Genomic DNA, 21,275 nt, shown 5'->3' with positions numbered 1-21,275 from the left:
TCAGGCCGCCTCAAGCTCCGGCATGACCGAAGCCTTTGCGGTCGATTCCCTCAATGGCTGGCCCTCGCGGCTGGCGGCGGTTTCGTGAATCCACTGCTTGAGAACGGCTGCGACGCGCTCTTCGTCCATGTCGATCATCTGTTCCAGTCGCAGCTTTGCGGGCATGCGCATGCGCTGGCGAAGATCGCTGAGGCTTGTCTTCATCTGGTCGGCATAGGCTTCCGGCCCACCGATGACGGCCTGTACGCCCTGCGCCCCTTGTACGCCTTCGCCTGCCGCCTGACCGCCGACGAAATCGGGTGCAGCCACGTCGCTTGTCTCGCGGATGGCGACTTCCGTGCCGGCAGTCCTGGCATTCTGGTCACGCAGCAGCGGACGCAGGCCGAACCAGATCAGCAGACCGACAGCGGCAAGGATCGCAAGCGCATTGACATAGGAGCCGCTCTGGCGAAGCACCGTGTCGGTCCACGGCGTGGAGACCGGTTCCATATCGGCACCGGCAGGATCGAGGAAGTTGACGGCGGTCACGTTGATGACGTCGCCGCGATCCGCGTTGAGGCCGGCGGCGGTTGCCACGAGGTCGCGGATCTTGGCGATCTGCTGGTCGACGAAATTGGCGGGCGGCGGCGTGGTGCCTGCGGTTTCCAGAAGCCGCGCCTGATCGATGACCACGGCGATGGACAGGCGCTTGACGGTATAGCCGTCGCTGACGGTGGAAACCGTCTTGCTGTTCATTTCGTAATTGGTCAGTTCCTCGCGGCGGTCGGTCTTTTCCGACGAGCTTTCGCCGTTGCGATTCTGGATTTCTTCCTGCGGAATGTTCTGTTCGACGCCGGTTGCGTTGTCGTTGCGATTGTTGCGGGAATCGCCGCTTTCACGGACAACGCGCACCGAACGCTCGACACGGGATTCGGGATCGAAGATGGTTTCGTTGGTCTGGCGGCGGTCCGTATCGAGCACTGCCTGAACGCTCGTCTGGAAATGCCCCATGCCGAGATAGGGCGCCAGCGCCTTGCGGATGCTGTCGTCCACATTGCCTGCGACCTGCTGCTCCAGCGAGGCGGTCATCAGCGCTGCGCCATTGGCGGCTTCGCCAGCCGAGGCCAGGAGGCGGCCATTGGTGTCGAGGACGGTCACGGCGGAAGCATCGAGCGAGGGAACGGCGGCGGCGACCAGCTGGCGGATGGACTGGGCAGATTCGGCGGCAAAGCCGCCTTCGGCGCGGATGACGACCGAGGCCGACGGCTTCTGGTCGCCACGGCGGAACGAACCCTTTTCGGCGAGCACGATGTGGACGCGGGCGGCCTTCACGCCGCGAATGGCCTGAATGGTGCGGGCGATTTCGCCTTCCAGCGCGCGCACGCGGGTGATTTCCTGCATGAACGAGGTCAGGCCGAGCGAACCCATATTGTCGAAGAGTTCATAACCGGCATTGTTCGAGGTCGGCAGGCCCTTTTCGGCCAGATACATGCGGGCGTTTTCCGCCTTGCCGATGGGCACGAGGATGGACGAGCCATCGGCCTTCACATCGAAAGGAATGCCTGCCTCGCCAAGCGCCAGACCCATGCGGTTCACATCGTCACGCGAAAGACCGACATAGAGCGTCTCATAGGAGGGGCGGCTCAGATAGATGCTCGTATAGAGGATCGCGGCCATGAGCGCGGCGCCCACAAGTCCGAGCGCCACGAGTTTTCGCGCGCCAAGCTTGCCGAGCGTACCCTTGAGCTGTTCGATCAATTGCTGGAAATTCTGCTGCATCCACACCACCGCCATAATGATGGATGCAACCTAGCCCGCGAAGCTTGCGCGAAAGTGGCGGCTGATGAAGCAAGTGCTTCCGGAAACTGGAAATGAGCGCAAAGAATTGGGGCGCGGAATGAATCCCGCGCCCCGTTTTCCGCCCAAAGACATCCGATCCGATCAGGTCGGTTCGGATGCGAACCCCTGATTTGCCTGAGAACTCGCGAGCGCCGGCAACCCGGCGCCCGTTGCAGAAGCGCGTCTCATTTCGGGACGCGCTTCCATGCTGGCTCAGTTATGATTAGCCGCGGAACAGCGACAGGATCGACTGGCTCGACGAGTTGGCGATCGAGAGAGCCTGAACGCCGAGCTGCTGCTGAACCTGGAGAGCCGACAGACGAGCCGATTCCTTGTTCATGTCAGCGTCAACTAGCGTGCCGACGCCCTTTTCGATGGAGTCGGACAGACCGGACAGGAAGCTTTTCTGGCTGTCGATCTGCGACTTCGCAGCACCAAGCGATGCAGCGCCGGTGGTCAGGCTCTTCAAAGCCGTTTCAACCTTGACCATCGCAGCATTGATTTCGGTGTCGGTCAGAGATGCGTTAGCAGGAACCTGGAAGAAATCAGCGGCAACAACAGCGGCAGCAGCGCCCGTCGCATAATCAACGGTGCCATCTGCGGCTTTGCCAAATACCTGCGTTTCAGAGGCCTTAACATCAATGGTGTCGACCTTCACGGTCGTGTCGGTACGATTGTACGAAGCGACAACCTTAAGATCAGTCGTGCCGTCGTTAACAAGCAGATTCGAACCTGCATAATTAGCGTTGCTGGCAGCTGATTTGATGTTGTTTTGAATCGCAGTGATCTGCGTTGCGATCTTATCCTGGTCTTCCTTGCTGGCGCCTTGCGCGCTAACAAGGAGCTTCTTCATTTCGTCGACCTGATCCTTGATCTTGTTCATCGACGTGTAAGCGGTATCGACCTTGCCAGCGCCGAGGCCAAGAGCGTCCTGGACAGCCGAGTTGGCCTTGTTGTCGGACTTCATCGAGGTCGCGATGGACCAGTACGAAGCATTGTCCGAAGCTTCGGAAATACGAAGACCGGTCGAAATACGGTTCTGGGTAGCTTCCAGCGACTTGTTCGTCGAAGCAAGCGTCTGGAGAGCGGTCAGAGCCGAAGAGTTTGTAAGAATGCTAGCCATAGTTTTTTGCCCCTTGGGAAAAACAATCTGAGGGACAGGCCGGGTTTCAGATTACCGGCATGGTGGAGCGGCATCATGCCTGTTGCCGCGTAACGCGCGGAAACCCACCATGAGCCGACAGTTAGAACCCAAACATTAAAGAAAGGCTAATTTATTCCGTCAAAATTTAACCGATTCGCAAATTCCCATTCGGAATTTTGCTTGGTGCGGTTTGAAGCGTACCAAAACGGGTCAGGAGAACGAACGTATCAGGCTTCCGACCAGTATGTTCCAGCCGTCGATCAGCACGAAGAACAGAATCTTGAACGGCAGCGAGATCACCGTCGGCGGCAGCATCATCATGCCCATGGACATGGTGAGCGTGGCCACGACGAGATCGATCACCAGAAAGGGCAGCACGATCAGGAAGCCGATTTCAAACCCGCGCCGCAGTTCAGAAATCATGAAGGCGGGGACCAGAACGCGGAAATCGACGATGCCGTCATCGCCGGTGCGGAAGGATGGATCGGCGAGGTCTTCAAAGAGCCGCAGATCCTTGTCGCGCACCTGTCCCAGCATGAATTCGCGGAAAGGCTGGGAAATTTCGGTGAAAGCCGCCTGCTGGGTGATTTCATTGCGCATCAGCGGCTGCACGCCGTTGTTCCAGGCCCGGTCGAAGGCGGGTGCCATGACATAGAACGTCATGAACAGGGCGAGCGAAATCATCACCATGCTGGCGGGCGCGGTCTGGAGGCCGAGGCCCGAACGCAAAAGCGAAAAGGCGATGGCGAAGCGCGTGAAGCTCGTCACCATGATGAGAATGCCCGGCGCGATGGAAAGCACCGTCAGCAGCCCGAACAATTGCACGATCTGGCCGCTCGCCGCGCCGCTGCCTGCTGGAAGCAGGTTGTCGAGCGTCAGCGCCTGCTGCGCCTGAGCGGACACCGTGAGGGCGAGCGTCAGGATGACGCCGAGGCCAAGGAGCTTCTTCATTCTACCACCAGCGCCGAGATGAAGACGCGGTCGACCGCGCCTTCCGAACGCAGGCGAGCGCGTTCTTCCAGATCGGCGCGCAGATAGGCAAGCCCCGCCGCGCCCTGCAATTGCATGAGATTGACGCTGCGCAGGAAGCTCAGGAAATCGTCGCCGACGCTTGCCGCCAGCGCCGCCGGAATTTCATGTCCGGGCTTTGCCACCAGCGACGCTTCGAGGCGCACCCAAGTATCCTGCGGAATGCCGAGATTGGTCACGATCGGCTGCAAGGGCACGACCGTGCCGATGGAGCGCGATTCGACGTCGCCCTTTTTCGGCTTGTCTTCCTTGCCGGAGACCTTTGCCGACGCCAACTGATCGGCGGAAATCATGCCGCCCAGATACCAGCCGCCGCCACCGGCGATGACGGTCAGGACCGCGACAGCCGCAAGCAGCGTCGTCAGCGAGCTTTTCGCCTTGCCGTCCGTTTCCGTTGTCGTCGTGTCGCTCATATCCGGCATGCCTCAGAAGGGAGAAACCTGATCGAGAATCTGCTGGCCGTAAGGGGGCTGCTGAATCTCGCTCAGTCGTCCGCGCCCGCCATAGGAAATGCGGGCTTCGGCGATCTTGTCGTAGGAAATCGTGTTGTTGCCGGAAATATCGCGCGGGCGCACGACACCGGCGACGTTCAGCACGCGCAGTTCATTGTTGACGCGCACTTCCTGCGACCCGCGGATGATCATGTTTCCGTTCGGCAGCGTGTCGGTGACGATGGCCGCGACCTGCAGGCGGATGTCTTCGCTGCGCTCGATGGTGCCCTTGCCCTTCGACTTGCTGTCGGAATGGGTGTTGACCGAAGCGTCCATGTCGCCGCCGGCGCCAGCGCCTGTGCTGCTGCTGGTCGCAAAGGAACCGCCCGCGCCGTAAATGCCCTTCGACACGCGCTCGCGGTCGGTCTTGTTATCCAGATTGGCGCGGTCGTTGATGGAGATGATAACCGTCAACACATCGCCGGGCGTCGCCGCGCGCGGGTCCTTGAAGAAATTGGTCGAACGCTGGTCCCAGAGCGAATAGGACGCCTTGCTCGGGCGCGCCGGATAGCCGTTGAACTGCGGATTGTTCTGCATGCCGAGATTGGCCGCGACAGGGGACAGGTCGGGCGCGCGGCCGATTTCCTCCGGCTTGGTCGCGCAACCGGCAAGAAGGACCAGGGTTGCTGCTGCAAGGATGGCTTTGTTCATGCTGTTCTTCATTGCACCGTATTCCCGGTCTGCGCTGCGGCGCGCTGGTCGCTGACAGGCTGCGGCGCGGTCGAGGTGCGCTGCGAGCCGACGATGACGCGGGCGAGCTTGGCCGCCTTTTCCGGCGACATTTCATTGAGGATGATGCTGGAGACGCGTGGATTAAGCTTGAGGATCAGGGCTGCCGCCGCTTCATCGCCGATCAGCGTCATCTGCGCCGCCGCCGCCTCCGGCTTCATCTTCGAGATGATATCCACCAGCGAATCCTGCGCCTTGCTGACGAACTCGTCGCGGCGCTTCAGCCACATTTCATATTCCCGGCGCTTTTCCTCAAGCGCCCGCATCCGCTCCTCGACATCGGCCTTCAGCTCGGTCAATTGTCTGGCCTGAAGCGCATAGCGGGCATCCGCCGCCTGATCGTCGATATTGCCGCAGAACTTGCGGATTTCATCGAGATTGCCGAGTGATGGCGGATCGGCGAAAGCGGGAACGGACGCCGCCAGAAACAGCGCCACCGCCGAACCATACCGGATCATTCTACGAGCCTTGGTCATTGCACCACCAGTTCCGCATGAAGCGCGCCGGATGTCTTGATGGCCTGCAATATCGCGATGATGCCGGTCGGCTTCACGCCGATCTGGTTCAGGCCCTTCACCAGATTTTCAAGGTTGGCGCCGGTCAGGATGCCGATCTTGGCGTTCTGCTGATTGACGGCGATATCGGTATTCGGCTCAACCGCCGTCACGCCGTCGCTGAACGGCTCAGGCTGGACGACCATTGGCGTTTCCGTCACGCGGACCGTCAGGCTGCCGTGGCTGATCGCGACTTTGGAAATGCGCACCTTCTCACCGATGACAACGGTTCCCGTCCGCTCATCCACCACCACACGCGCCACTTCGTCGGTCGTGATCGGCAGACCCTCGAGTTCGGCCAGAAAACGCGCCGCAGGCACGTTCTTCGGACGCGACAGGCGGATCGTCTTGGCATCGCGCGCAATGGCCACGCCGCGACCATAACGGCGCTTGGCGAAGACATTGATCGTATCGGCAGCGCGCACGGCAGTGGTGAAATCGGGATCGCGCAGCTCGACGATCATTTCGCTTTCCTTGCCGAAATTGCCGGCCACTTCGCGCTCGACCAGCGCGCCGTTGGGAATGCGCCCGGAGGTCGGCACGCCCTGCGTCACGCTTGCAGCTTCACCTTCCGCTGAAAAGCCGGACACGATCATGTTGCCCTGCGCGACGGCATAGATCTGGTTGTCGGCACCCATGAGCTGGGTCATGACGAGTGTACCGCCTTGCAGCGAGGTCGCATCGCCGAGCGACGATACCGTGACGTCGATGCGCGAACCGGCACCGGCAAAGGCGGGCAGGTTGGCGGTCACGATGACCGCGGCCGTGTTCTTGGAACGGGTGGAATTGCGCGGCGCGCTGATGCCGAGATTATCCAGCATGGCGCGCATGGACTGTTCGGTGAAGGGCGAATTGCGCAGGCTGTCGCCCGTGCCCTTGAGGCCGATGACGAGACCATAACCCACGAGCTGGTTTTCGCGCACGCCCTGAATGGTGGCGATGTCCTTCAGGCGCGCAACCGCGCTGCCGCGACCAAGCTCCGCATAAGCCATTTTGGACGGATCGCCGCCGGAGCCGAGCCAATCGGCATCGGCATCCACTGCGGAACCGAATTCCCGCGCATTCTTGGACGACTCGTCCGCAAGGCTTGCGGCGGGCTGGGAAACAAGCGCCAGGACGGCGAGCAGGATGGCGAAAGTCTTTCTCACTGCATCCCCACCTGAATACGCCCATCTGCCAGCACCGTGCCGGACACGATGATGCCGCTATCGACGTTGCGAACCTTGATGAAATCGCCAGCCGCACCGGATTCGAGCGGCGTTCCCATGGCGGTGATTGTCAGCGTACCGGCGGTAAACACCAGCGGCGCCGGAACCCCGCGCGTGACCAGCGACGGCTCGCCCAGGGCCGAAACGAGGATCGGCTTGCCCGGAAGCAGCGTCTTGCGCGCCACCTTGCCCGCCGCCTGATCGAGCGACAGCACATATTGGCTTGCTGCGGGCGCATTGATGAAGAACTGCTTTTCCAGAAGGGCCGTGTCGCTCACGATCTGGCCGGGATAGACGGTGGCCGAAGGCACGACAAAAGCGATGCGATCGGCAGCATTCGCACCGGCTGTTGCCGCGAGCAGCAATCCGCCTGCAAGCGCCAGCCCTGTTTTCCGGAAGATTGCTTTCGCCAGCCCCATCGCCATCACCGTCAGCGCAGGTTCTTCGACACGGTTGCCGCCATTTCGTCGGCAGCCTGAATGACCTTGGAATTCATTTCATAGGCGCGCTGCGCCGTGATGAGATCGGTGATTTCCTTCACCGGATCGACATTGGACGCTTCGAGATAGCCTTGCTTGATCGAGCCGTAGCCGGGATCGCCCGGAACGCCGACCAATGGGCCGCCGGATGCTTCCGTTTCGCGGTAGAGATTGCCGCCGAGCGGCTCCAGACCCGCTTCATTGGTGAAGTTCGCAAGGGTGAGCTGGCCGAGATCGACCTGATTGATCTGGTCCTGCAATTTCGCGAAAACCTGGCCCGTATCGGTGATCGTCACTTCAATGGCATCCGGCGGAATGGTGATCGCCGGTTCGACCGGATTGCCGTCGAGCGTCACGAGCTGGCCGTCAGGGTTCTTGTTGAACGCACCGGCGCGCGTGTAAAGCGTCTCGCCGGTCGGGCTCTGGATCTGGAACCAGCCGCGCCCGGTCAGCGCCACGTCGTAGGGATTGCCGGTCTGGTTGAAACTGCCCTGAATGTGGAGGTTGCGCACCGCCGCCGTCTGCACGCCAAGGCCGACCAGCGCGCCCTCCGGCACGATGGACTGGTTTGCCTGATTGGGCACGCCTGCCGTCCGCTCGGACTGGTAGAGAAGATCGGAAAATTCCGCACGTGCGCGCTTGAAGCCGGTCGTGTTGATATTGGCGATGTTGTTGGCGATCACTTCCAGATTGAGCTGCTGGGCGTTCATGCCTGTTGCGGCAATCGTCAGGGCTTTCATGGCGCGTCCTTAATCTCTCGTCTGGACAGAAGTCTGAATCATAAGTCGCCATGCGGGTTGCAAACGGCGACTTCCGGATCAGACGCTAGATGGGCATGCGGCTGATTTCGAGATAGGCCTGCACGATCTTGTCGCGGATCGCGATGGCGGTCTGAAGCGACTGCTCGGCTTCCATGACGGAGCTGACCACGTCGCGCACCGGCGCATCGCCCTTGATACCCTGGATGGAGGTTGCTTCGGCGGCCTCCAGCTTCTGGCCGACGGAATCCGTCATCTGCGACAGGACCTCGCCGAAGGAAGCGCCCGGCGTCGCCGGAACGGCCTGCGGCGCGGAAGCCGAGCCCACGCCCTTTTCGACGACGGTTTCGGAAAGGCGCGACAGGGCATTGCGCGCCGAAATACTCATGATCGAGTCGTACATTATGTGCTCCTCAAGAGATCGATGGTCATGGAAATCAGCTCACGGGCTTGTTTCACGACCTGCAAATTGGCTTCGTAGGAACGATTGGCTTCGCGCATGTCCGCCATTTCAACGACCATGTTGACGTTGGGATAGCGGACATAGCCGCGCTCATCCGCTGCGGGATGGCTCGGCTCGTATTGTTCGATGAAGGGCGACGTGTCCTTGCCGACTTCAGCAATGCGGACTTCGGCGGCGCCGGTGCCCTGCTCCAGCTCGGTGCGGAAGGAAACCGTCTTGCGGCGATAGGGATCGGCATCGGCGGTCTTGGCAGTCGACTGCGCATTGGCGATGTTTTCGGAAACAATGCGCAGACGCGTCGATTGGGCCGAAAGGCCCGACGCTGCGATCTTCAATGTGCTCTGCAAGGCATCGGAAGACATGACTATCCCTTCGCTACCGACAGCATCATGCGGTGGAACGCCTTCACGATGCTTGTGTTGAGCGAATATTCGCGGGCGATCTCACCGGCCTTCATCATTTCCTGTTCGACATCGACCGTGTTGCCGGAATGGGTCTGCTCGGTGATGTCGTCGGGGCGCAGGCGCGCGCCGGCGATCCCGTCGGCTTCGGCTTCCAGGTGCAAAGGGCTGGTGGCAGCCATGGTGAGCTGCGTCTTGTCCAGCACATCCGCAAAGGGCTGCACGTCACGCGCGCGAAAATCCGGCGTATTCGCATTGGCGACATTGCCCGCAACCGTGGCCTGCCTTACCGACAGCCACTGCGCCTGCCTTGCGGCCAGATCGAAGAGATGAATCGGCCCCATATCTATTACCCGCCATCCTTATTCACTGTTCGTTAACCTACAGGGCGAATCTTGTGCGAGACTTGCGTGATGCTGGGAAACCGGCTAACTGCCAGCCATCGTCAACGCGAACCGGGAGGTGCGACATGCTGAACAAGACAGAATTTGCCGCGCTCGCTGGTTTCGGATCGCGCGGAGGCGCGACCGTTTAAGGCGTTTCCGACGTTTCCTGTCGGCCAGCGGGCATTCTTCATCGAAACCCGGAGCGTCGTGCATCCACCGGATGCATGAAATCGCTTCATGGCGCGCACATGCGCCTTACAGGAACCCACTGTCATGAAACAGAATGGACAGCCTCGCGCTGCAGACGATACCGCCGTGACCCTCGAACCGGTCAGGCAGACGGACTACCAGCAGGTGATTGCCCTCAATCCCCATCCGCATCAGCAGGGCTTCGTGGCCAGCAATGAGGAATCGCTTGAAGATGCCGGGGAGAATCCGGCCTGTGTTCCGCTCCTTGTCAGGGCTGGAGGCGAGCCGGTCGGCTTTGCCATGTATGCCCTTGATGAGGACGATGGAAACTACTGGATTTATCGCCTCGTGATCGATGCGCGCCATCAGGGCAAGGGCTATGGGCGCGCAGCCCTCAGGCAATTGCTGGGCCTGCTGTCGGAACTGCCGGATTGCCCTTTCGTCATCCTCGGCCTTCAGCCGGGAAACGATGGTGCCCGGAGGCTCTATGAGCAGACAGGCTTCCGGATGACGGGAGAGGTCATCGGCGGCGAACTCATCATGAAATATGAGTTCTGACCAGAGCGGTTCCTGTTCTGACAGAAAGCCGGAACCGCTCTAACTATTTGTTTTGTCGCATTATCCAGCGCATCGAAGCGGGATAGAAATCAGTCCAGTGAACTGATTTCCCCGCCTAGACGTTTCACACTTTTGCTGGAAATGCTTTAGCTGCCCCGCCCTCTGGGGGCGGGGACCTGAAAAATGGCTTACGGCGCCTTCTGGATCACATCGCCCGATGACGTCGTAAGCTGCCATGTTCCTGCACCGCGACCGATGGAAACGAGGCGGCTGCCATCAGGCAGCAGCGAGCCTTTTTCAACGAACCAGTAGCCGGACGTATCCTCGATCATCGCCATGCCGCCGACAACCTCGCGCAATGCGAAAACCGGCTTGGGCATGGCCTGCCCGTCGCCGCCATTGCCGTCGCCGCCGCCAGCCCCCGTTCCCGGAAGACCCTTGCCGTTCGACATGACGGAACCCGTCATCGTATCGTCCACATCCGCATTCGGCGCGACCTGTTCGGAAGGGCGGAAGGACGGGAAGCGGCGCACCGTCTTCTGTTCGGAACGGTCGAGCGGATCGATGATCTTGCGCTCGGCCTTTTCCGGCGCGCCCAGATCGGCCCGCTGCAAATAGGTGATGAAGGGCAGCATCGCACTTCCGGCAGCAAGCGTGATTGCCGCGATCTTCAGATAGCGGTCCACCTTGCTCTGCGGCTTCTTCATGCCCTCGAGCCGTGCGGCGGCTTCCACCTCCGCCGTAAGCTGGGCAAGGTTCTTGTCTTCTTTCGACTTTTGAAAGCCCGTCATCATGCGTGTTGCGCCTGTCTGTCGCCGCGCAGTGCCGCGGCAAGGTCGTTATAGGGATCGTCCGATAGGCCGGTTTCCGGCGATTGCTGCAAGGCGTCATATATGCGCGGCACGAGATCGACCGCCTGGTCCAGAAGGCCGTCATGGCCTTTCTGATAGGCGCCGATGGCCCTCAGATCGCGCGTTTCCTCGAAACGGGCAACCATGCCGCGCAGCTGGCTGACGAGCTTGCGCTGCTCCGGCGTCCAGTTGTGCTTTGCAAGGCGCGAAACCGAGCCCGGAATATCGACCGCCGGAAAGCGCCCCTGCGCCGCAATTGCGCGGTCGAGCACGATGTGGCCATCCAGCGTGCCGCGAATGGTGTCGGAAACCGGATCGTTATGATCATCGCCATCGACCAGCACGGAATAAATCCCTGTGATGCTGCCGCCGGCTTCTGTAATGCCCGGTCCCGCCCGCTCCAGAAGGCGCGGAAGCTGGCTGAAGACGCTCGGCGGATAGCCGCGCGAAACCGGCGGCTCTTCCGCCGCTATCGCCACCTCGCGCGCGGCATGGGCAAAGCGCGTGACGGAATCGACGATCAGCAGCACATTATGGCCAAGGTCCCGGAAATATTCGGCAATCGCCGTCGCGGTGTTGGGCGCGAGGCGGCGCATCATCGGGCTTTCGTCGCCCGTCGCGACGATGGTGATGGTCTTGTCGAGATGGCCAGCCATGGTTTCTTCCAGCATCTCGCGCACTTCGCGTCCGCGTTCGCCCGTCAAGGCCAGCACCACCGTGTCGAAATCCGCCGCACGCGTCATCATGGCAAGCAGGGTCGACTTGCCGACACCCGAACCCGCAAAGATGCCGATACGCTGGCCGAAGCAGAGCGGCGTGAAAATATCGATGACATTGACGCCAGTGCGCAAACCCCGATCCACCCGCGCACGGCGCAAGGCGGCGGGTGCAAGGCTCTCGGACGCCATGGGCCGGGTCCCGGGCTGCAATGCGCCCTTGCCGTCAATCGCCTGTCCCAGCGCATTGATGACCCGGCCGCGCCATTCCGGCGCGGGGCGGATCTGCAGCGGGCCTTCCTCGAAAACCGCAGCGCCGAGCGAGGGAATGATGCGGTCGTCAAAGGGTTTCACCAGCACCTGTGCGTCCGCTACCCGGATGATCTCGGCAAGGCATTGGCTGCCCTGCGCGTGGATCGCCACCGCATCGCCCAGCCGCGCATCCCGCGAAAGCCCGCGCACCGCAATCGCCGAACGCGACACGTCGCTCACCGTTCCGCCGATACCGGTGAGCGACTTCGGCGCTACCGATTGCCGGCGGGCAAAGGCGGCCACGCGGGAGAGCGGCAGATCAGGCGTCATCCGTTTCTGGAGCCCAGGATCTTGATGGCTTCGGAGACGGTCGTCTCCTGCTGCGCCAGCAGGTTGTTGACCTGCTCGAAGGCGCGGCTGACGCTGATGAGGCGCGTCATCTCCGTCATGGCATCGACATTCGATCCCTCGATCATGCCCTGCACGACGCCCACGCTGTTGTCATCGGCCACTGGCTGGGCGGGCTTGTTGGGGATTACGCCGGATGTACCGGCATAGGTCAGCTCCGCATCGGCGGGGATGGTGAAAAGACCGATCGCGCCGATCTGCGCGCCGTTCTGGTAGATCGCGCCATCGCTTGAAATCTTCGGTGCGCCGCCTGCCGGGTTGAGCACGATCGGCGCGCCGCCGACATCCAGCACCGGATGACCGGTGACGGTGACGAGATCGCCCGTCGGCAGCATGTTCATGCGCCCGTCACGCGTATAGATCTGGCCCTGCGGCGTGGAGACAGACATCCACACATCGCCCTTGACCGCAACATCCAGCGGATTGTCGGTCTTGATCATCGGGCCCGCCTCGGTGCGGATGAAGCTCTTGCCCGCGGTCGCGAAGCTCACATCGTCGCTGGCCTTGTCCGAAACAATCGAGCTGAACTTGGTACCCTCGCCCCGGAAGCCGACCGTGGAGACATTGGCCACATTATGGGCAATGGCATCCATCCGCCGTTCCAGCGTGATGAGCGAGGAAAGCCCGACATAGATAGAATTGTTCTGCATCGCTTAGCGCCCGCCCGGCTTGAAGTTCTGCAAGGTGCTCAGAATATCCATCGAAATGCCGACGGAAGAAGTGCCGCCCAGAAGCAGGGACGCAATCGACGCCGGGCTGCTCGCGGTCGGGTTGTTCATCTCATACATAGCGGTAAAGCGCGAAATGAGCTTCGAGACGTAATCGGGGTCCGACATTTTGGTGAAGTCGATCTTGTCCTCGATCATCTTCGCCTGCTTGTCGATATCGGCATTGGATATGGTGGATGGCCAGCCGAAGGTCGTCTGGATCATCGACACCAGCGCCTTGTCGCCCAGAATTTCATAGGCATTGGTCAGCGTCGGGGCCTTGCGCTGGAAATAGAGCGCCAGCCGCACGCCTTCATTCTGGCTTCCGGCTTCCGTCTCCAGTGTTTGGCGGAGATATTTGTCGACCACGCCCTGCTGCGCCGCCGTGCTCTGGGTCGCCTCCGCGCCCTTGCCCTCGAAATCGAAGACCGTCGCAAATTCCTTGTATCGCTTGTCGGTCAGCTTGTTGGCCATGGCATCATCGCTTTTGATGCCTTCGGTCAATATCTTGCGCACGAACGCCTTGGCGAAGGCCATGTCTTCCAGACCGAACGCCTTCAGCGCATAATTATAAAGGCGGCTGTCGGCCATGAAATCATCGACGGATTTCACCTTGCCGATATTCTCCTTGTAGTAGGCGGTTTCCCGCTCCACCATCGGTTCCTTCGAAACACGCTGCAACGACCGCGCCATATCCGACGCGATCAGGCGATAGCTCGTCATCGTATCGACCATGCGCATGACCCCCTGACTCTATTTCGATCCTTATGCAGGACCAAGCTTGTCCGAAGCTGATTTTATCTGCGCGCTGCAGACAAGGTTCGCGCAAGGCGCAGCACTTAGGTTCCCGGCAAACAGAATGTAGGCGGGAGTCTCGAGCTTTGGGCATTATTGTCGGTCTTGTCATCACACTGGGCTGTATGCTGGGCGGCTTTATCGCCATGGGCGGACATGTGAGCGTGCTTATCCAGCCCTGGGAGTTCGTCATCATTCTGGGTGCCGCACTCGGCACCTTCTTCATCGCCAACCCCTTTTCGCTCGTGAAGGACACGGGCCGCGCCTGCATGGAGGCATTCAGCAATGCCGTCCCAAAGCAGCGCGATTATCTGGACGTTCTGGGCGTGCTCTACAGCCTGATGCGCGAACTGCGCGCCAAGTCGCGCAATGAAGTTGAAGTGCATATCGACAATCCGAAGGAATCGCCGATCTTTCAGGCCTATCCAAGCGTATTGAAGAAAGAGGACCTCACCAATTTCATCTGCGACTATTGCCGCCTCATCATCGTCGGCAATGTGCGCTCGCATGAGATCGAGGCGCTGATGGACGAGGAAATCCACACCATCGCCCGCGACAAGCTCAAGCCCTACCATGCCATGGTCAGCATTTCCGAAGCGCTTCCGGCGCTCGGCATCGTTGCCGCCGTCCTCGGCGTGATCAAGGCCATGGGCGCGCTGGATCAGTCGCCGGAAGTGCTGGGCCACCTGATCGGCGCGGCCCTCGTCGGCACCTTTGCCGGTATCTTCTTCTCCTATGGCGTGGTCGGCCCGATCGCAGCCAAGATCAAATCGACCCGCGAAAAGAACAATCGCCTCTATATCGTCGTGAAGCAGACGCTCCTCGCCTATATGAACGGCTCCCTGCCGCAGATCGCCGTGGAATATGGCCGCAAGACCATCTCCGCCTATGATCGCCCGACCATCGATGTGGTCGAGCAGGAAACCATGGCGAGCGCGCCGACACAGCAGGCCGCATAAGATGACCACCGCCGAAACCGCCACATTGGGACAAAACCGCAAAACCGATGTTCTGGCCGAGAATGTGCTGCGCGCAGCCGGTCTTTCGGGCGACGACCTGAAATCGCTTGCCCATGTGTTCAAGGATGCCTCGACGCATTTCTGCGACCGGCTGAAACATGGCTGCGCCGCCGCGTTCGACATTGATGCGGGTCAGGTGGAAAGCACCGACGAAGCCGCCTTTGCCGACATTCTCGACAAGGCTGCGATCATCGCGCCGCTGAAGGCCGAGCGCTGGGGCTGCACGCTTTATCTGACCGCCGATGCAACCCTCGTCTTCTCCGTGATCGAGGCGATGTTCGGTGCGCAAGGCAATATCGGGGGCAATGTCGGTTCCGTCGATGAGGACCGTCCCTTCGGCATGCTGGAGCAGAAGATTTCCGCACTTCTGGCCGGTCATCTTGCCAAATCGCTCGATCAGGTGTTCGCCGGAAACGGCCAGACGCTTTTTGCTGCCGGTGAATGCATCGATACCGCCGAATTCGATCGGGAGAATTTCGAGCGCTCGCGCCTTTTCGCCTGCCGCATCGATGTTACCGCCGCAGGCAAGACCGGTCGGGTGCACCTGCTGCTGCCGCGCAGCACGCACAAGCCGATGCAGGATGCCGTGGCCGCCTTTTTACGCCGCCCGATGAATCAGGCCGATCCGAGCTGGGCGAAGAAGATGCGGCACGAGGTCAGTCGCGCGCGCATCGAGCTTGAGGCATTCATCCAGCAGGGATCGATGACGCTGGACGCATTGTCGATGCTGGAAATCGGCCAGGTTCTGAAACTGCCCGCCGACGCCATGGAGCAGGTGCGCCTGCGCGCCGGCGATCAGCAGCTTTTCAAGTGCACGCTCGGCAAATCGGGCATTCATTTCACAGTCAAGGTCGGCGACCCGGTCAATCAGGAAGAGGATTTCATCGATGAGCTTGTTGCTGGCTAACGTGCTTTCCACATTGATGGCTCTCGCCTCGCTTGCGGCCCTGATCGTGGTTGGCCGCAAGGCTAATGAGACGATCAAGCTCGGCAAGCTGCTGGCGCTGCGCGTCGCAGCCGCCTCCAACGGGCTGGAGCGCGCCGTCAAGGCCATCCAGAGCGAGCGCACCGATCTTGGCACTGCCCTGGCTGACGAAAACACCAGGCTTGAAGCCCGCCTTGCCGAAACGCAGCGCGTGCGCCGCGAAATGGAAGAGGCGATCGAGGAGTTGAACCGGCTGCGCAAGGCGCTGACCCGCGACATCCGCCATGCGCGCAATGTCGCCGACAGCGCACGGCGCACCGACGACCGGACCGCCGCCGCCGAACAATCGCTCCCGAAGGAAAAGAACGCACTGCCGGTCTTCGTGCGCCGCACGGTCAGGAAGGCAACGGTCGAACTCGCAGGCCAGGCATGAGCAAGGAAACCGAGGACAAGAACATGCAGCAGGAACTGGACGAAGCCATTGAGGAACTGCGCGAGGAAAAGCCGCGCAGCGCGCAGAAGGGGCCATCCAAGCCGAATCTCGAACTCATCATGGGCATTCCCGTCGATGTGCAGGTTGTCCTTGGCGGCACGACCATGCCGGTTGCCAATCTGATGAAGCTCGGTCGCGGTGCGGTCATCACGCTCGACAAGCAGATCGGCGATCCGGTCGATATCGTGGTCAATGGCCGCGTCATCGCCCGTGGCGAAGTGATCGTCCTTGAAGACGATTCCTCGCGTTTCGGTGTCAGCCTCACCGAAATCATCGGCAAGTAACGGACGTGACCATGGCCGACAATGAACAGCAAGCCCTCGCGGAAGACCTTGAAGGGACCGCCAGCGGCCTCGTCGATACGCTGACCGGCCCGCAAAAGGCGGCGGCGATCCTCGTTGCCATCGGTCGCCCTGCGGCCGCGCGTCTTCTCAAGCATTTCAATGCCGAGGACCTGCGCAAGCTTGCCGGTCATGCCCGCACGCTGGAGCCGATTTCACCGCTCGATTTCGAACATCTGGTCAAGCAGTTCGAGGATTCCTTTGCCGAAGGCGCGCCGGTTTCGGAAGCTGCCCAGCGGTTCGAGGGCCTGCTGCGCGAAACGCTGCCGCAGGAAGAGGTCGATGCGGTTCTGGAAGAGCGCGTCCAGCCGCAACTCGTTCAGGAATCCGTCTGGGTGCAGCTCGGCCGCCTGCCGGTGGAAAGCCTGCAGGCCTATCTGACGGACCAGCATCCGCAGATCATCGCCTATATCGTGTCGAAGCTGCCGTCCGACCTCGCGGCCCGGCTGTTCGTGGTATTGCCGCCGCAGTTGCGCAACGCCGTCGTGCAGCGCTCGCTCCATATCGGCAATGTCGCACCGGCTGCGGCGGAACTTCTCGAAGACGTGCTGCGGCGCGATCTTCTGGGCCGCAGCGATTCCGGACCGGTAAAGGCGCATCACGGCCAGATCGCCAATATCTTCAACCAGCTCGACAGAAGCGAGATGGAAGAACTGATGGCGAGCCTTGAAGACCTCAACCGCGACGATCTCAACCGCATCAAGGCCAAGCTCTTCACCTTTGAAGACATCGAGCGCCTGTCGCAGCGCGCGCGCCTGCTGCTCTTCGATGAAGTGCAGACGGAACAGATCGCAACGGCGCTGCGCGGAGCGGACACAAGGCTTCAGGAACTCGTTCTCTCCTCGCTCTCGACCCGTGGCCGCCGCATGGTGGAAACCGAGCTTGGCGCCGAGCAGGGCAACATAACCGCGCAGAACATTGCCGATGCGCGCCGCACGATAGCCCGTATCGCCATCGATCTTTCCGAACGCGGCATCATCACCCTCGACGCTGGCGAAGCTTCGTCCTGATTGCGGTGACCCATGGCAGATGATGCTGACAAGGAAAGCAAAACAGAAGAAGCCACCGAACAGAAGATCCGCGACGCCTTGGAAAAGGGCAACATGCCCTTTTCCCGCGAAACGCCGATCCTCGCTGGCATCGCTTCCTTTCTGATCATCGCAGTCTTTGTCGCTGGACCTGCCACAACGAAGCTTGCCGTCTTCCTGCGGGAACTGATCGACCGTCCCGAAGACTGGCTCCTCAACAGCGCCGAGGATGCGAGCCGTCTGTTCGGCGTTCTGGCGCTCGCCGTCGGCGCGGCCCTCGTGCCGGTATTCATCATCATTCCGCTTGCCGGCATTGCGGCCTCCGCGTTCCAGAATGCGCCGCGTTTCGTTGGCGAGCGCATCCGCCCGCAGGCCTCGCGCATATCGCCTCTCAAGGGGTGGCAGCGTATTTTCGGGCGCAGCGGTCAGGTCGAGTTTCTCAAGTCGCTGGCCAAATTTCTGGCGGCGAGCGTCATCGTCTTCGTCGTCTTTTTCAGCGGCAACAGCCTTTTCACCGATGCGGTCGCCTCGGACCCCAGCGCCTTGCCCGAATTCCTGCGTGAGAACATGGTGCGCCTGCTGGTCGCCAATGTTCTGGCCATCACGGCAATTGCCGGTTTCGACCTTGCCTGGTCGCGCATTCACTGGCGGCAGGAACTGCGCATGACCCGGCAGGAGGTGAAGGACGAACTGAAGCAGTCGGAAGGCGACCCGCTGGTCAAGTCTCGCCTGCGATCGCTCGGTCGCGACCGTGCGCGCCGCCGCATGATCAACACCGTTCCGACGGCAACGCTCATCGTCGCAAATCCGACTCATTTTTCCGTAGCACTGCGCTACAAGCCCGATCAGGATGCGGCCCCGGTCGTCGTGGCAAAGGGGCAGGATCTGATCGCTCTCAAGATAAGAGAGATCGCCGCGCAGCATTCCATCCCGATATTCGAGGACGTTCCGCTGGCGCGCGCGCTCTATAAACAGGTCAATGTCGACCAGATGATCGCACCGGAATTCTACAAGGCCGTGGCCGAGCTGATCCGGGTCATCAATACGCGGCATGCATTACATTAGAGCATGTCTCAAAGGTGGGAACTGGGAGTGAGACATGCATAAGAACAATTGGATAATCATGATATTTATATGTTCCGGAACAGTGACGGCCTGTTCCCCAGATTGGCGGTGAAACCATGAAGAGCCTGCAATTCTCCAACGAGCGCGAGGCGATCATTGCCGGGAACCTGCGCGAAGTCGCAACCGATCTTCGTCTGGTCGATCCGGCCGACTACATCGCCTTCATACGCTGCGAGCTTTTTGCCAATATCGCCGATATCGTCAGTTCGGCGACCGAGCTTTATTTCTTTCCCGGCACGCTGGAACTCGGACATGGCGGGGAATATCGCTGCGACTGGCAGTCGCCACCGGCCATCGTGCTCGACATGGAGTTTCGCAATCAGGGCGTCTACGCCTATTTTCGGCTGACGCTGACCGACAAGACGGCGGGGATTGAGCTGAACCACATCGCCTTCGAGGACGCTAACGAAGACCCGGCCAGGAACACGGCGCGGCTTGCCAACGCCTTCGACGCCGCCCGCCTGCCGCTCAGAAAAAGGGCCTGAAAGCACAAAACACCGGATGCCTGAAACATCCGGTGTTCTTGTCTCTGCAAGTCCGCTGGCATCAGTTCAGATGATGGACTTCCGGCATTTCGATGATGCCGAGCGACAGCGCCGTCGCCACGGCTGAAGTGCGGTTGGAGCAGTTGAGCTTGATCTTGGCGTTCTGGAGATAAGTCACCACCGTCCAACGCGCGATGTTCAGGATTTCCGCGATCTCGCCATCCGTCTTGCCATTTGCGGCCCAGCGCAGGCAGTCGACTTCGCGCGGGGTCAGAAGACTGGACACCGTCGCCACATCCTTGCAGCCGCACAGCGCCGAATGGATGATGCCCGACAGGCTCAACAGGCGCGGGCGAAGCTTCGCCACGAACTGTTCACGGTCCTCGTCCGGGCTGATCTCGAAGCTGAACAGCGAACAGCCGACCGCACCTTTCTGGCCGCGGGCCGAGACGGCGATGAAAATATTGCCCAGCCCGTGCTTTTCCGCATCCTGCAGCATGTCGGCGACAGCCGGACACTGGTCTGCGTCTTCCTGGAGATTGCGAACGATGCCGCTTACATCGTCTTTGAAATAGGGCGCATCTTCCTGAAAGATCGGGTCGACAACGAAATAGTTCTTGGTGGAGTAGCGGGCGGCCCAGTTGGCGGGCACAGTCATCACGACCGTCAGGTCGGAAGAACTGGTTTTCGAGCAATCGCCCATCCGTCCACGATAAGTGTGCAAGATGTGACGACAACCGATCTCGTCGCGAATTCGTGTCAGCAGAGCAAGCGTATCGCTCTGGAAGGAAGTGCCAAAAAATGTCTTCTTAAAATTCGGAAAATGAATCAGATCGAGTGTCATTAATATAATGTCCTTAATGCTGGCAGGCGATTATTACCGTGTCCAAAAAGGGGGCCGAATCGGGGCCTGAAGCCATTCAATCTTTTGTATAAGTGACAAAAAAAACAGGGGGTCTGACAACCTTCAATTAATCGATAGCAAAGAATTGCACACAAAAGCGGTGCCGAAATAAGGCCTAAATGAGAAGTTAATTGGTGTGGCGGTAAACTTTTTTTGAGAATCAAGCAATGCCATGCTCAACTTGTTCTATTTCAGAACAGTTTCATTCTCATTTCCGTAAGCTCTGTAGAAGAAATCCACTGCCAGCTCGACATTGCTGCGAATCGTTTCCGCTGATGGCGGCTCCGACAAGGCCCCGAAAAGCCGCGGCCTGTAGAGGCCCGACAGGAAAAGATCGGAAAGCTGATAGGCCATCCGGTCGGCATCGAAAGGCTTGAGCTTGCCGCTTTCGATCATCCGCCTGAGATAGTCGGCCATCACCACGAGGCTGCGCTTCGGGCCACGCTCATAGAACCGCGCGGCAAGCTCCGGCTTGCGCTCGCTCACGCCCAGCACGATCCGCTGGGCGCGGATGGCGGTGGAGGAAGTGATGAGCGTCACCAGCGCCACGCCGAAATCGGTCAACTCCTGACGGTTCCCGAAACCGCTGTCTAGAGTGGCGATCAATTCGCTGAACATCGTGTGGCGATAGTGTTCGCACAATGCGACGAACAGGTCTTCCTTGCTGTTGAAGTAGACGTAGATCGTGCCCTTCGACACGCCAGCTTCACGCGTGATGTCGTTCATGCTGGCTGCATCGAAACCCATGCGCAGGAACACGTCCTGAGCGCCTTCGAGAATCTGGCGGCGTTTTGCAGGGTCCTGACCGGCACCCAGCCGCGTGCGACCGCATTCCGTTTCGGAGCAGGACGACTTGCTTTGACCCATAATGCCGACATCTTTCCCATCATGCCGGTTCCGGTCATGCATCATCGTATCCGTTGTTCCTTTGGTCTTGCGATCAGGCTTCATTTTAGAGACTCTTGAATTTTTTCGAACCAAGCGGTTCGATATGCTCTTGATATGCGCATCTTATTGAT

The 21,275-nt window shown here is 60.3% G+C and carries 26 protein-coding genes; 8 read left to right on the top strand and 18 right to left on the bottom strand.

Features of this window, described 5'->3' with window-relative positions:
* The 12 genes from fliF to flgB all read right to left on the bottom strand — a co-directional run bounded on the left by fliF (position 1) and on the right by flgB (position 9,418).
* The gene (gene fliF / locus JNC63_RS12875; RefSeq protein ID WP_006469405.1) at positions 1 to 1,773 is read right to left on the bottom strand and encodes a flagellar basal-body MS-ring/collar protein FliF; all 1,773 of its coding nucleotides are present in this window, start codon (positions 1,771 to 1,773) and stop codon (positions 1 to 3) included.
* Positions 1,774 to 2,041: 268 nt separating this feature from the next.
* Entirely contained in the window at positions 2,042 to 2,941 is a 900-nt protein-coding gene (locus JNC63_RS12870; protein ID WP_006469407.1) for a flagellin N-terminal helical domain-containing protein, read from the bottom strand.
* A 231-nt stretch (positions 2,942 to 3,172) separates the two neighbouring features.
* Positions 3,173 to 3,913, bottom strand: a complete 741-nt coding sequence (gene fliP / locus JNC63_RS12865) for a flagellar type III secretion system pore protein FliP (protein WP_006469408.1) — start codon at positions 3,911 to 3,913, stop codon at positions 3,173 to 3,175.
* Positions 3,910 to 4,404, bottom strand: a complete 495-nt coding sequence (locus JNC63_RS12860) for a flagellar basal body-associated FliL family protein (protein WP_374846387.1) — start codon at positions 4,402 to 4,404, stop codon at positions 3,910 to 3,912. The genes fliP and JNC63_RS12860 overlap by 4 nt, the downstream gene beginning before the upstream one ends.
* 12 nt (positions 4,405 to 4,416) lie before the next feature.
* Positions 4,417 to 5,145, bottom strand: a complete 729-nt coding sequence (flgH, locus tag JNC63_RS12855; RefSeq protein WP_021585286.1) for a flagellar basal body L-ring protein FlgH — start codon at positions 5,143 to 5,145, stop codon at positions 4,417 to 4,419.
* A complete protein-coding gene (locus JNC63_RS12850; protein ID WP_006469411.1) occupies positions 5,142 to 5,687 on the bottom strand; it encodes a MotE family protein in 546 nt (181 codons plus the stop codon). The genes flgH and JNC63_RS12850 overlap by 4 nt, the downstream gene beginning before the upstream one ends.
* A complete protein-coding gene (locus JNC63_RS12845) occupies positions 5,684 to 6,913 on the bottom strand; it encodes a flagellar basal body P-ring protein FlgI (RefSeq protein WP_006469412.1) in 1,230 nt (409 codons plus the stop codon). Before JNC63_RS12845 ends, JNC63_RS12850 begins: the two co-directional genes overlap by 4 nt.
* Positions 6,910 to 7,392: a flagellar basal body P-ring formation chaperone FlgA gene (gene flgA / locus JNC63_RS12840; protein WP_006471438.1), complete on the bottom strand. Its 483-nt coding sequence runs from the start codon at positions 7,390 to 7,392 to the stop codon at positions 6,910 to 6,912. Before flgA ends, JNC63_RS12845 begins: the two co-directional genes overlap by 4 nt.
* A gap of 11 nt (positions 7,393 to 7,403) precedes the next feature.
* Positions 7,404 to 8,192 (bottom strand): flagellar basal-body rod protein FlgG, encoded by a 789-nt coding sequence (gene flgG, locus JNC63_RS12835; protein ID WP_006471437.1) that lies wholly within the window; start codon positions 8,190 to 8,192, stop codon positions 7,404 to 7,406.
* A gap of 85 nt (positions 8,193 to 8,277) precedes the next feature.
* Positions 8,278 to 8,613, bottom strand: a complete 336-nt coding sequence (gene fliE, locus JNC63_RS12830; RefSeq protein ID WP_006469415.1) for a flagellar hook-basal body complex protein FliE — start codon at positions 8,611 to 8,613, stop codon at positions 8,278 to 8,280.
* On the bottom strand, positions 8,613 to 9,035 hold the full coding sequence (gene flgC / locus JNC63_RS12825) for a flagellar basal body rod protein FlgC (RefSeq protein ID WP_006469416.1): 423 nt from the start codon (positions 9,033 to 9,035) through the stop codon (positions 8,613 to 8,615). The genes fliE and flgC overlap by 1 nt, the downstream gene beginning before the upstream one ends.
* 2 nt (positions 9,036 to 9,037) lie before the next feature.
* On the bottom strand, positions 9,038 to 9,418 hold the full coding sequence (flgB, locus tag JNC63_RS12820) for a flagellar basal body rod protein FlgB (RefSeq protein WP_006469417.1): 381 nt from the start codon (positions 9,416 to 9,418) through the stop codon (positions 9,038 to 9,040).
* A 315-nt stretch (positions 9,419 to 9,733) separates the two neighbouring features.
* On the opposite strand from flgB, the gene JNC63_RS12815 reads away from it, so the two are divergent.
* Positions 9,734 to 10,207: a GNAT family N-acetyltransferase gene (locus tag JNC63_RS12815; RefSeq protein ID WP_006471436.1), complete on the top strand. Its 474-nt coding sequence runs from the start codon at positions 9,734 to 9,736 to the stop codon at positions 10,205 to 10,207.
* A gap of 188 nt (positions 10,208 to 10,395) precedes the next feature.
* On the opposite strand, the gene JNC63_RS12810 is transcribed toward JNC63_RS12815, so the two are convergent.
* The 4 genes from JNC63_RS12810 to JNC63_RS12795 are packed head-to-tail and all read right to left on the bottom strand — an operon-like array spanning position 10,396 to position 13,876.
* Entirely contained in the window at positions 10,396 to 11,001 is a 606-nt protein-coding gene (locus tag JNC63_RS12810) for a hypothetical protein (RefSeq protein ID WP_006469419.1), read from the bottom strand.
* Positions 10,998 to 12,356 carry a flagellar protein export ATPase FliI gene (gene fliI, locus JNC63_RS12805; RefSeq protein WP_006471434.1) on the bottom strand — a complete coding sequence of 453 codons (1,359 nt, stop codon included), beginning with the start codon at positions 12,354 to 12,356 and terminating at the stop codon, positions 10,998 to 11,000. Before fliI ends, JNC63_RS12810 begins: the two co-directional genes overlap by 4 nt.
* The gene (flgF, locus tag JNC63_RS12800) at positions 12,353 to 13,084 is read right to left on the bottom strand and encodes a flagellar basal-body rod protein FlgF (protein WP_006469420.1); all 732 of its coding nucleotides are present in this window, start codon (positions 13,082 to 13,084) and stop codon (positions 12,353 to 12,355) included. Before flgF ends, fliI begins: the two co-directional genes overlap by 4 nt.
* Before the next feature lie 3 nt (positions 13,085 to 13,087).
* Positions 13,088 to 13,876, bottom strand: coding sequence for a DUF1217 domain-containing protein (locus tag JNC63_RS12795; protein WP_006471433.1), 789 nt, complete (start codon positions 13,874 to 13,876; stop codon positions 13,088 to 13,090).
* Positions 13,877 to 14,022: 146 nt separating this feature from the next.
* Here JNC63_RS12795 and motA point away from each other — a divergent pair, with 146 nt between their 5' ends.
* The 7 genes from motA (at position 14,023) to JNC63_RS12760 (ending at position 19,352) form a co-directional block, all read left to right on the top strand.
* A complete protein-coding gene (gene motA, locus JNC63_RS12790; protein ID WP_021585290.1) occupies positions 14,023 to 14,895 on the top strand; it encodes a flagellar motor stator protein MotA in 873 nt (290 codons plus the stop codon).
* A gap of 1 nt (position 14,896) precedes the next feature.
* Positions 14,897 to 15,862 carry a FliM/FliN family flagellar motor switch protein gene (locus JNC63_RS12785; protein ID WP_006469423.1) on the top strand — a complete coding sequence of 322 codons (966 nt, stop codon included), beginning with the start codon at positions 14,897 to 14,899 and terminating at the stop codon, positions 15,860 to 15,862.
* The gene (locus JNC63_RS12780) at positions 15,843 to 16,313 is read left to right on the top strand and encodes a BAB2_0123 family type IV secretion system effector (RefSeq protein ID WP_006469424.1); all 471 of its coding nucleotides are present in this window, start codon (positions 15,843 to 15,845) and stop codon (positions 16,311 to 16,313) included. Before JNC63_RS12785 ends, JNC63_RS12780 begins: the two co-directional genes overlap by 20 nt.
* Positions 16,310 to 16,657: a flagellar motor switch protein FliN gene (gene fliN / locus JNC63_RS12775; RefSeq protein WP_006469425.1), complete on the top strand. Its 348-nt coding sequence runs from the start codon at positions 16,310 to 16,312 to the stop codon at positions 16,655 to 16,657. The genes JNC63_RS12780 and fliN overlap by 4 nt, the downstream gene beginning before the upstream one ends.
* 11 nt (positions 16,658 to 16,668) lie before the next feature.
* Positions 16,669 to 17,724 (top strand): flagellar motor switch protein FliG, encoded by a 1,056-nt coding sequence (locus JNC63_RS12770; protein WP_006471430.1) that lies wholly within the window; start codon positions 16,669 to 16,671, stop codon positions 17,722 to 17,724.
* Positions 17,725 to 17,736: 12 nt separating this feature from the next.
* Positions 17,737 to 18,807: a flagellar biosynthesis protein FlhB gene (flhB, locus tag JNC63_RS12765; protein WP_006469427.1), complete on the top strand. Its 1,071-nt coding sequence runs from the start codon at positions 17,737 to 17,739 to the stop codon at positions 18,805 to 18,807.
* Positions 18,808 to 18,923: 116 nt separating this feature from the next.
* Entirely contained in the window at positions 18,924 to 19,352 is a 429-nt protein-coding gene (locus tag JNC63_RS12760; protein ID WP_374846385.1) for a BspJ family T4SS effector nucleomodulin, read from the top strand.
* 61 nt (positions 19,353 to 19,413) lie between these two features.
* Here the strand turns inward: JNC63_RS12760 and JNC63_RS12755 are convergent, their stop codons facing one another.
* Positions 19,414 to 20,196 (bottom strand): helix-turn-helix transcriptional regulator, encoded by a 783-nt coding sequence (locus JNC63_RS12755; protein ID WP_006471428.1) that lies wholly within the window; start codon positions 20,194 to 20,196, stop codon positions 19,414 to 19,416.
* A 246-nt stretch (positions 20,197 to 20,442) separates the two neighbouring features.
* Positions 20,443 to 21,207: a TetR/AcrR family transcriptional regulator gene (locus JNC63_RS12750; RefSeq protein ID WP_006471427.1), complete on the bottom strand. Its 765-nt coding sequence runs from the start codon at positions 21,205 to 21,207 to the stop codon at positions 20,443 to 20,445.
* Positions 21,208 to 21,275: the final 68 nt, after the last annotated feature.

The organism is Brucella ciceri, assembly GCF_041930145.1.
In the GTDB taxonomy this organism is placed as follows: Bacteria; Pseudomonadota; Alphaproteobacteria; order Rhizobiales; family Rhizobiaceae; genus Brucella; species Brucella intermedia.
The sequence above is the reverse complement of the archived record's forward strand: the minus strand, read 5'-3'. Positions and strand labels throughout refer to the sequence as shown.

Coding starts and splice junctions, on each gene's coding strand:
- fliF (WP_006469405.1), bottom strand. CDS start 1,773: ATGGCGGTGGTGTGGATGCAGCAGAATTTCCAGCAATTGATCGAACAG.
- JNC63_RS12870 (WP_006469407.1), bottom strand. CDS start 2,941: ATGGCTAGCATTCTTACAAACTCTTCGGCTCTGACCGCTCTCCAGACG.
- fliP (WP_006469408.1), bottom strand. CDS start 3,913: ATGAAGAAGCTCCTTGGCCTCGGCGTCATCCTGACGCTCGCCCTCACG.
- JNC63_RS12860 (WP_374846387.1), bottom strand. CDS start 4,404: ATGAGCGACACGACGACAACGGAAACGGACGGCAAGGCGAAAAGCTCG.
- flgH (WP_021585286.1), bottom strand. CDS start 5,145: ATGAAGAACAGCATGAACAAAGCCATCCTTGCAGCAGCAACCCTGGTC.
- JNC63_RS12850 (WP_006469411.1), bottom strand. CDS start 5,687: ATGACCAAGGCTCGTAGAATGATCCGGTATGGTTCGGCGGTGGCGCTG.
- flgA (WP_006471438.1), bottom strand. CDS start 7,392: ATGGGGCTGGCGAAAGCAATCTTCCGGAAAACAGGGCTGGCGCTTGCA.
- flgG (WP_006471437.1), bottom strand. CDS start 8,192: ATGAAAGCCCTGACGATTGCCGCAACAGGCATGAACGCCCAGCAGCTC.
- fliE (WP_006469415.1), bottom strand. CDS start 8,613: ATGTACGACTCGATCATGAGTATTTCGGCGCGCAATGCCCTGTCGCGC.
- flgC (WP_006469416.1), bottom strand. CDS start 9,035: ATGTCTTCCGATGCCTTGCAGAGCACATTGAAGATCGCAGCGTCGGGC.
- flgB (WP_006469417.1), bottom strand. CDS start 9,418: ATGGGGCCGATTCATCTCTTCGATCTGGCCGCAAGGCAGGCGCAGTGG.
- JNC63_RS12815 (WP_006471436.1), top strand. CDS start 9,734: ATGAAACAGAATGGACAGCCTCGCGCTGCAGACGATACCGCCGTGACC.
- JNC63_RS12810 (WP_006469419.1), bottom strand. CDS start 11,001: ATGATGACGGGCTTTCAAAAGTCGAAAGAAGACAAGAACCTTGCCCAG.
- fliI (WP_006471434.1), bottom strand. CDS start 12,356: ATGACGCCTGATCTGCCGCTCTCCCGCGTGGCCGCCTTTGCCCGCCGG.
- flgF (WP_006469420.1), bottom strand. CDS start 13,084: ATGCAGAACAATTCTATCTATGTCGGGCTTTCCTCGCTCATCACGCTG.
- JNC63_RS12795 (WP_006471433.1), bottom strand. CDS start 13,876: ATGGTCGATACGATGACGAGCTATCGCCTGATCGCGTCGGATATGGCG.
- JNC63_RS12785 (WP_006469423.1), top strand. CDS start 14,897: ATGACCACCGCCGAAACCGCCACATTGGGACAAAACCGCAAAACCGAT.
- JNC63_RS12780 (WP_006469424.1), top strand. CDS start 15,843: ATGAGCTTGTTGCTGGCTAACGTGCTTTCCACATTGATGGCTCTCGCC.
- fliN (WP_006469425.1), top strand. CDS start 16,310: ATGAGCAAGGAAACCGAGGACAAGAACATGCAGCAGGAACTGGACGAA.
- JNC63_RS12770 (WP_006471430.1), top strand. CDS start 16,669: ATGGCCGACAATGAACAGCAAGCCCTCGCGGAAGACCTTGAAGGGACC.
- flhB (WP_006469427.1), top strand. CDS start 17,737: ATGGCAGATGATGCTGACAAGGAAAGCAAAACAGAAGAAGCCACCGAA.
- JNC63_RS12760 (WP_374846385.1), top strand. CDS start 18,924: ATGAAGAGCCTGCAATTCTCCAACGAGCGCGAGGCGATCATTGCCGGG.
- JNC63_RS12755 (WP_006471428.1), bottom strand. CDS start 20,196: ATGACACTCGATCTGATTCATTTTCCGAATTTTAAGAAGACATTTTTT.
- JNC63_RS12750 (WP_006471427.1), bottom strand. CDS start 21,207: ATGAAGCCTGATCGCAAGACCAAAGGAACAACGGATACGATGATGCAT.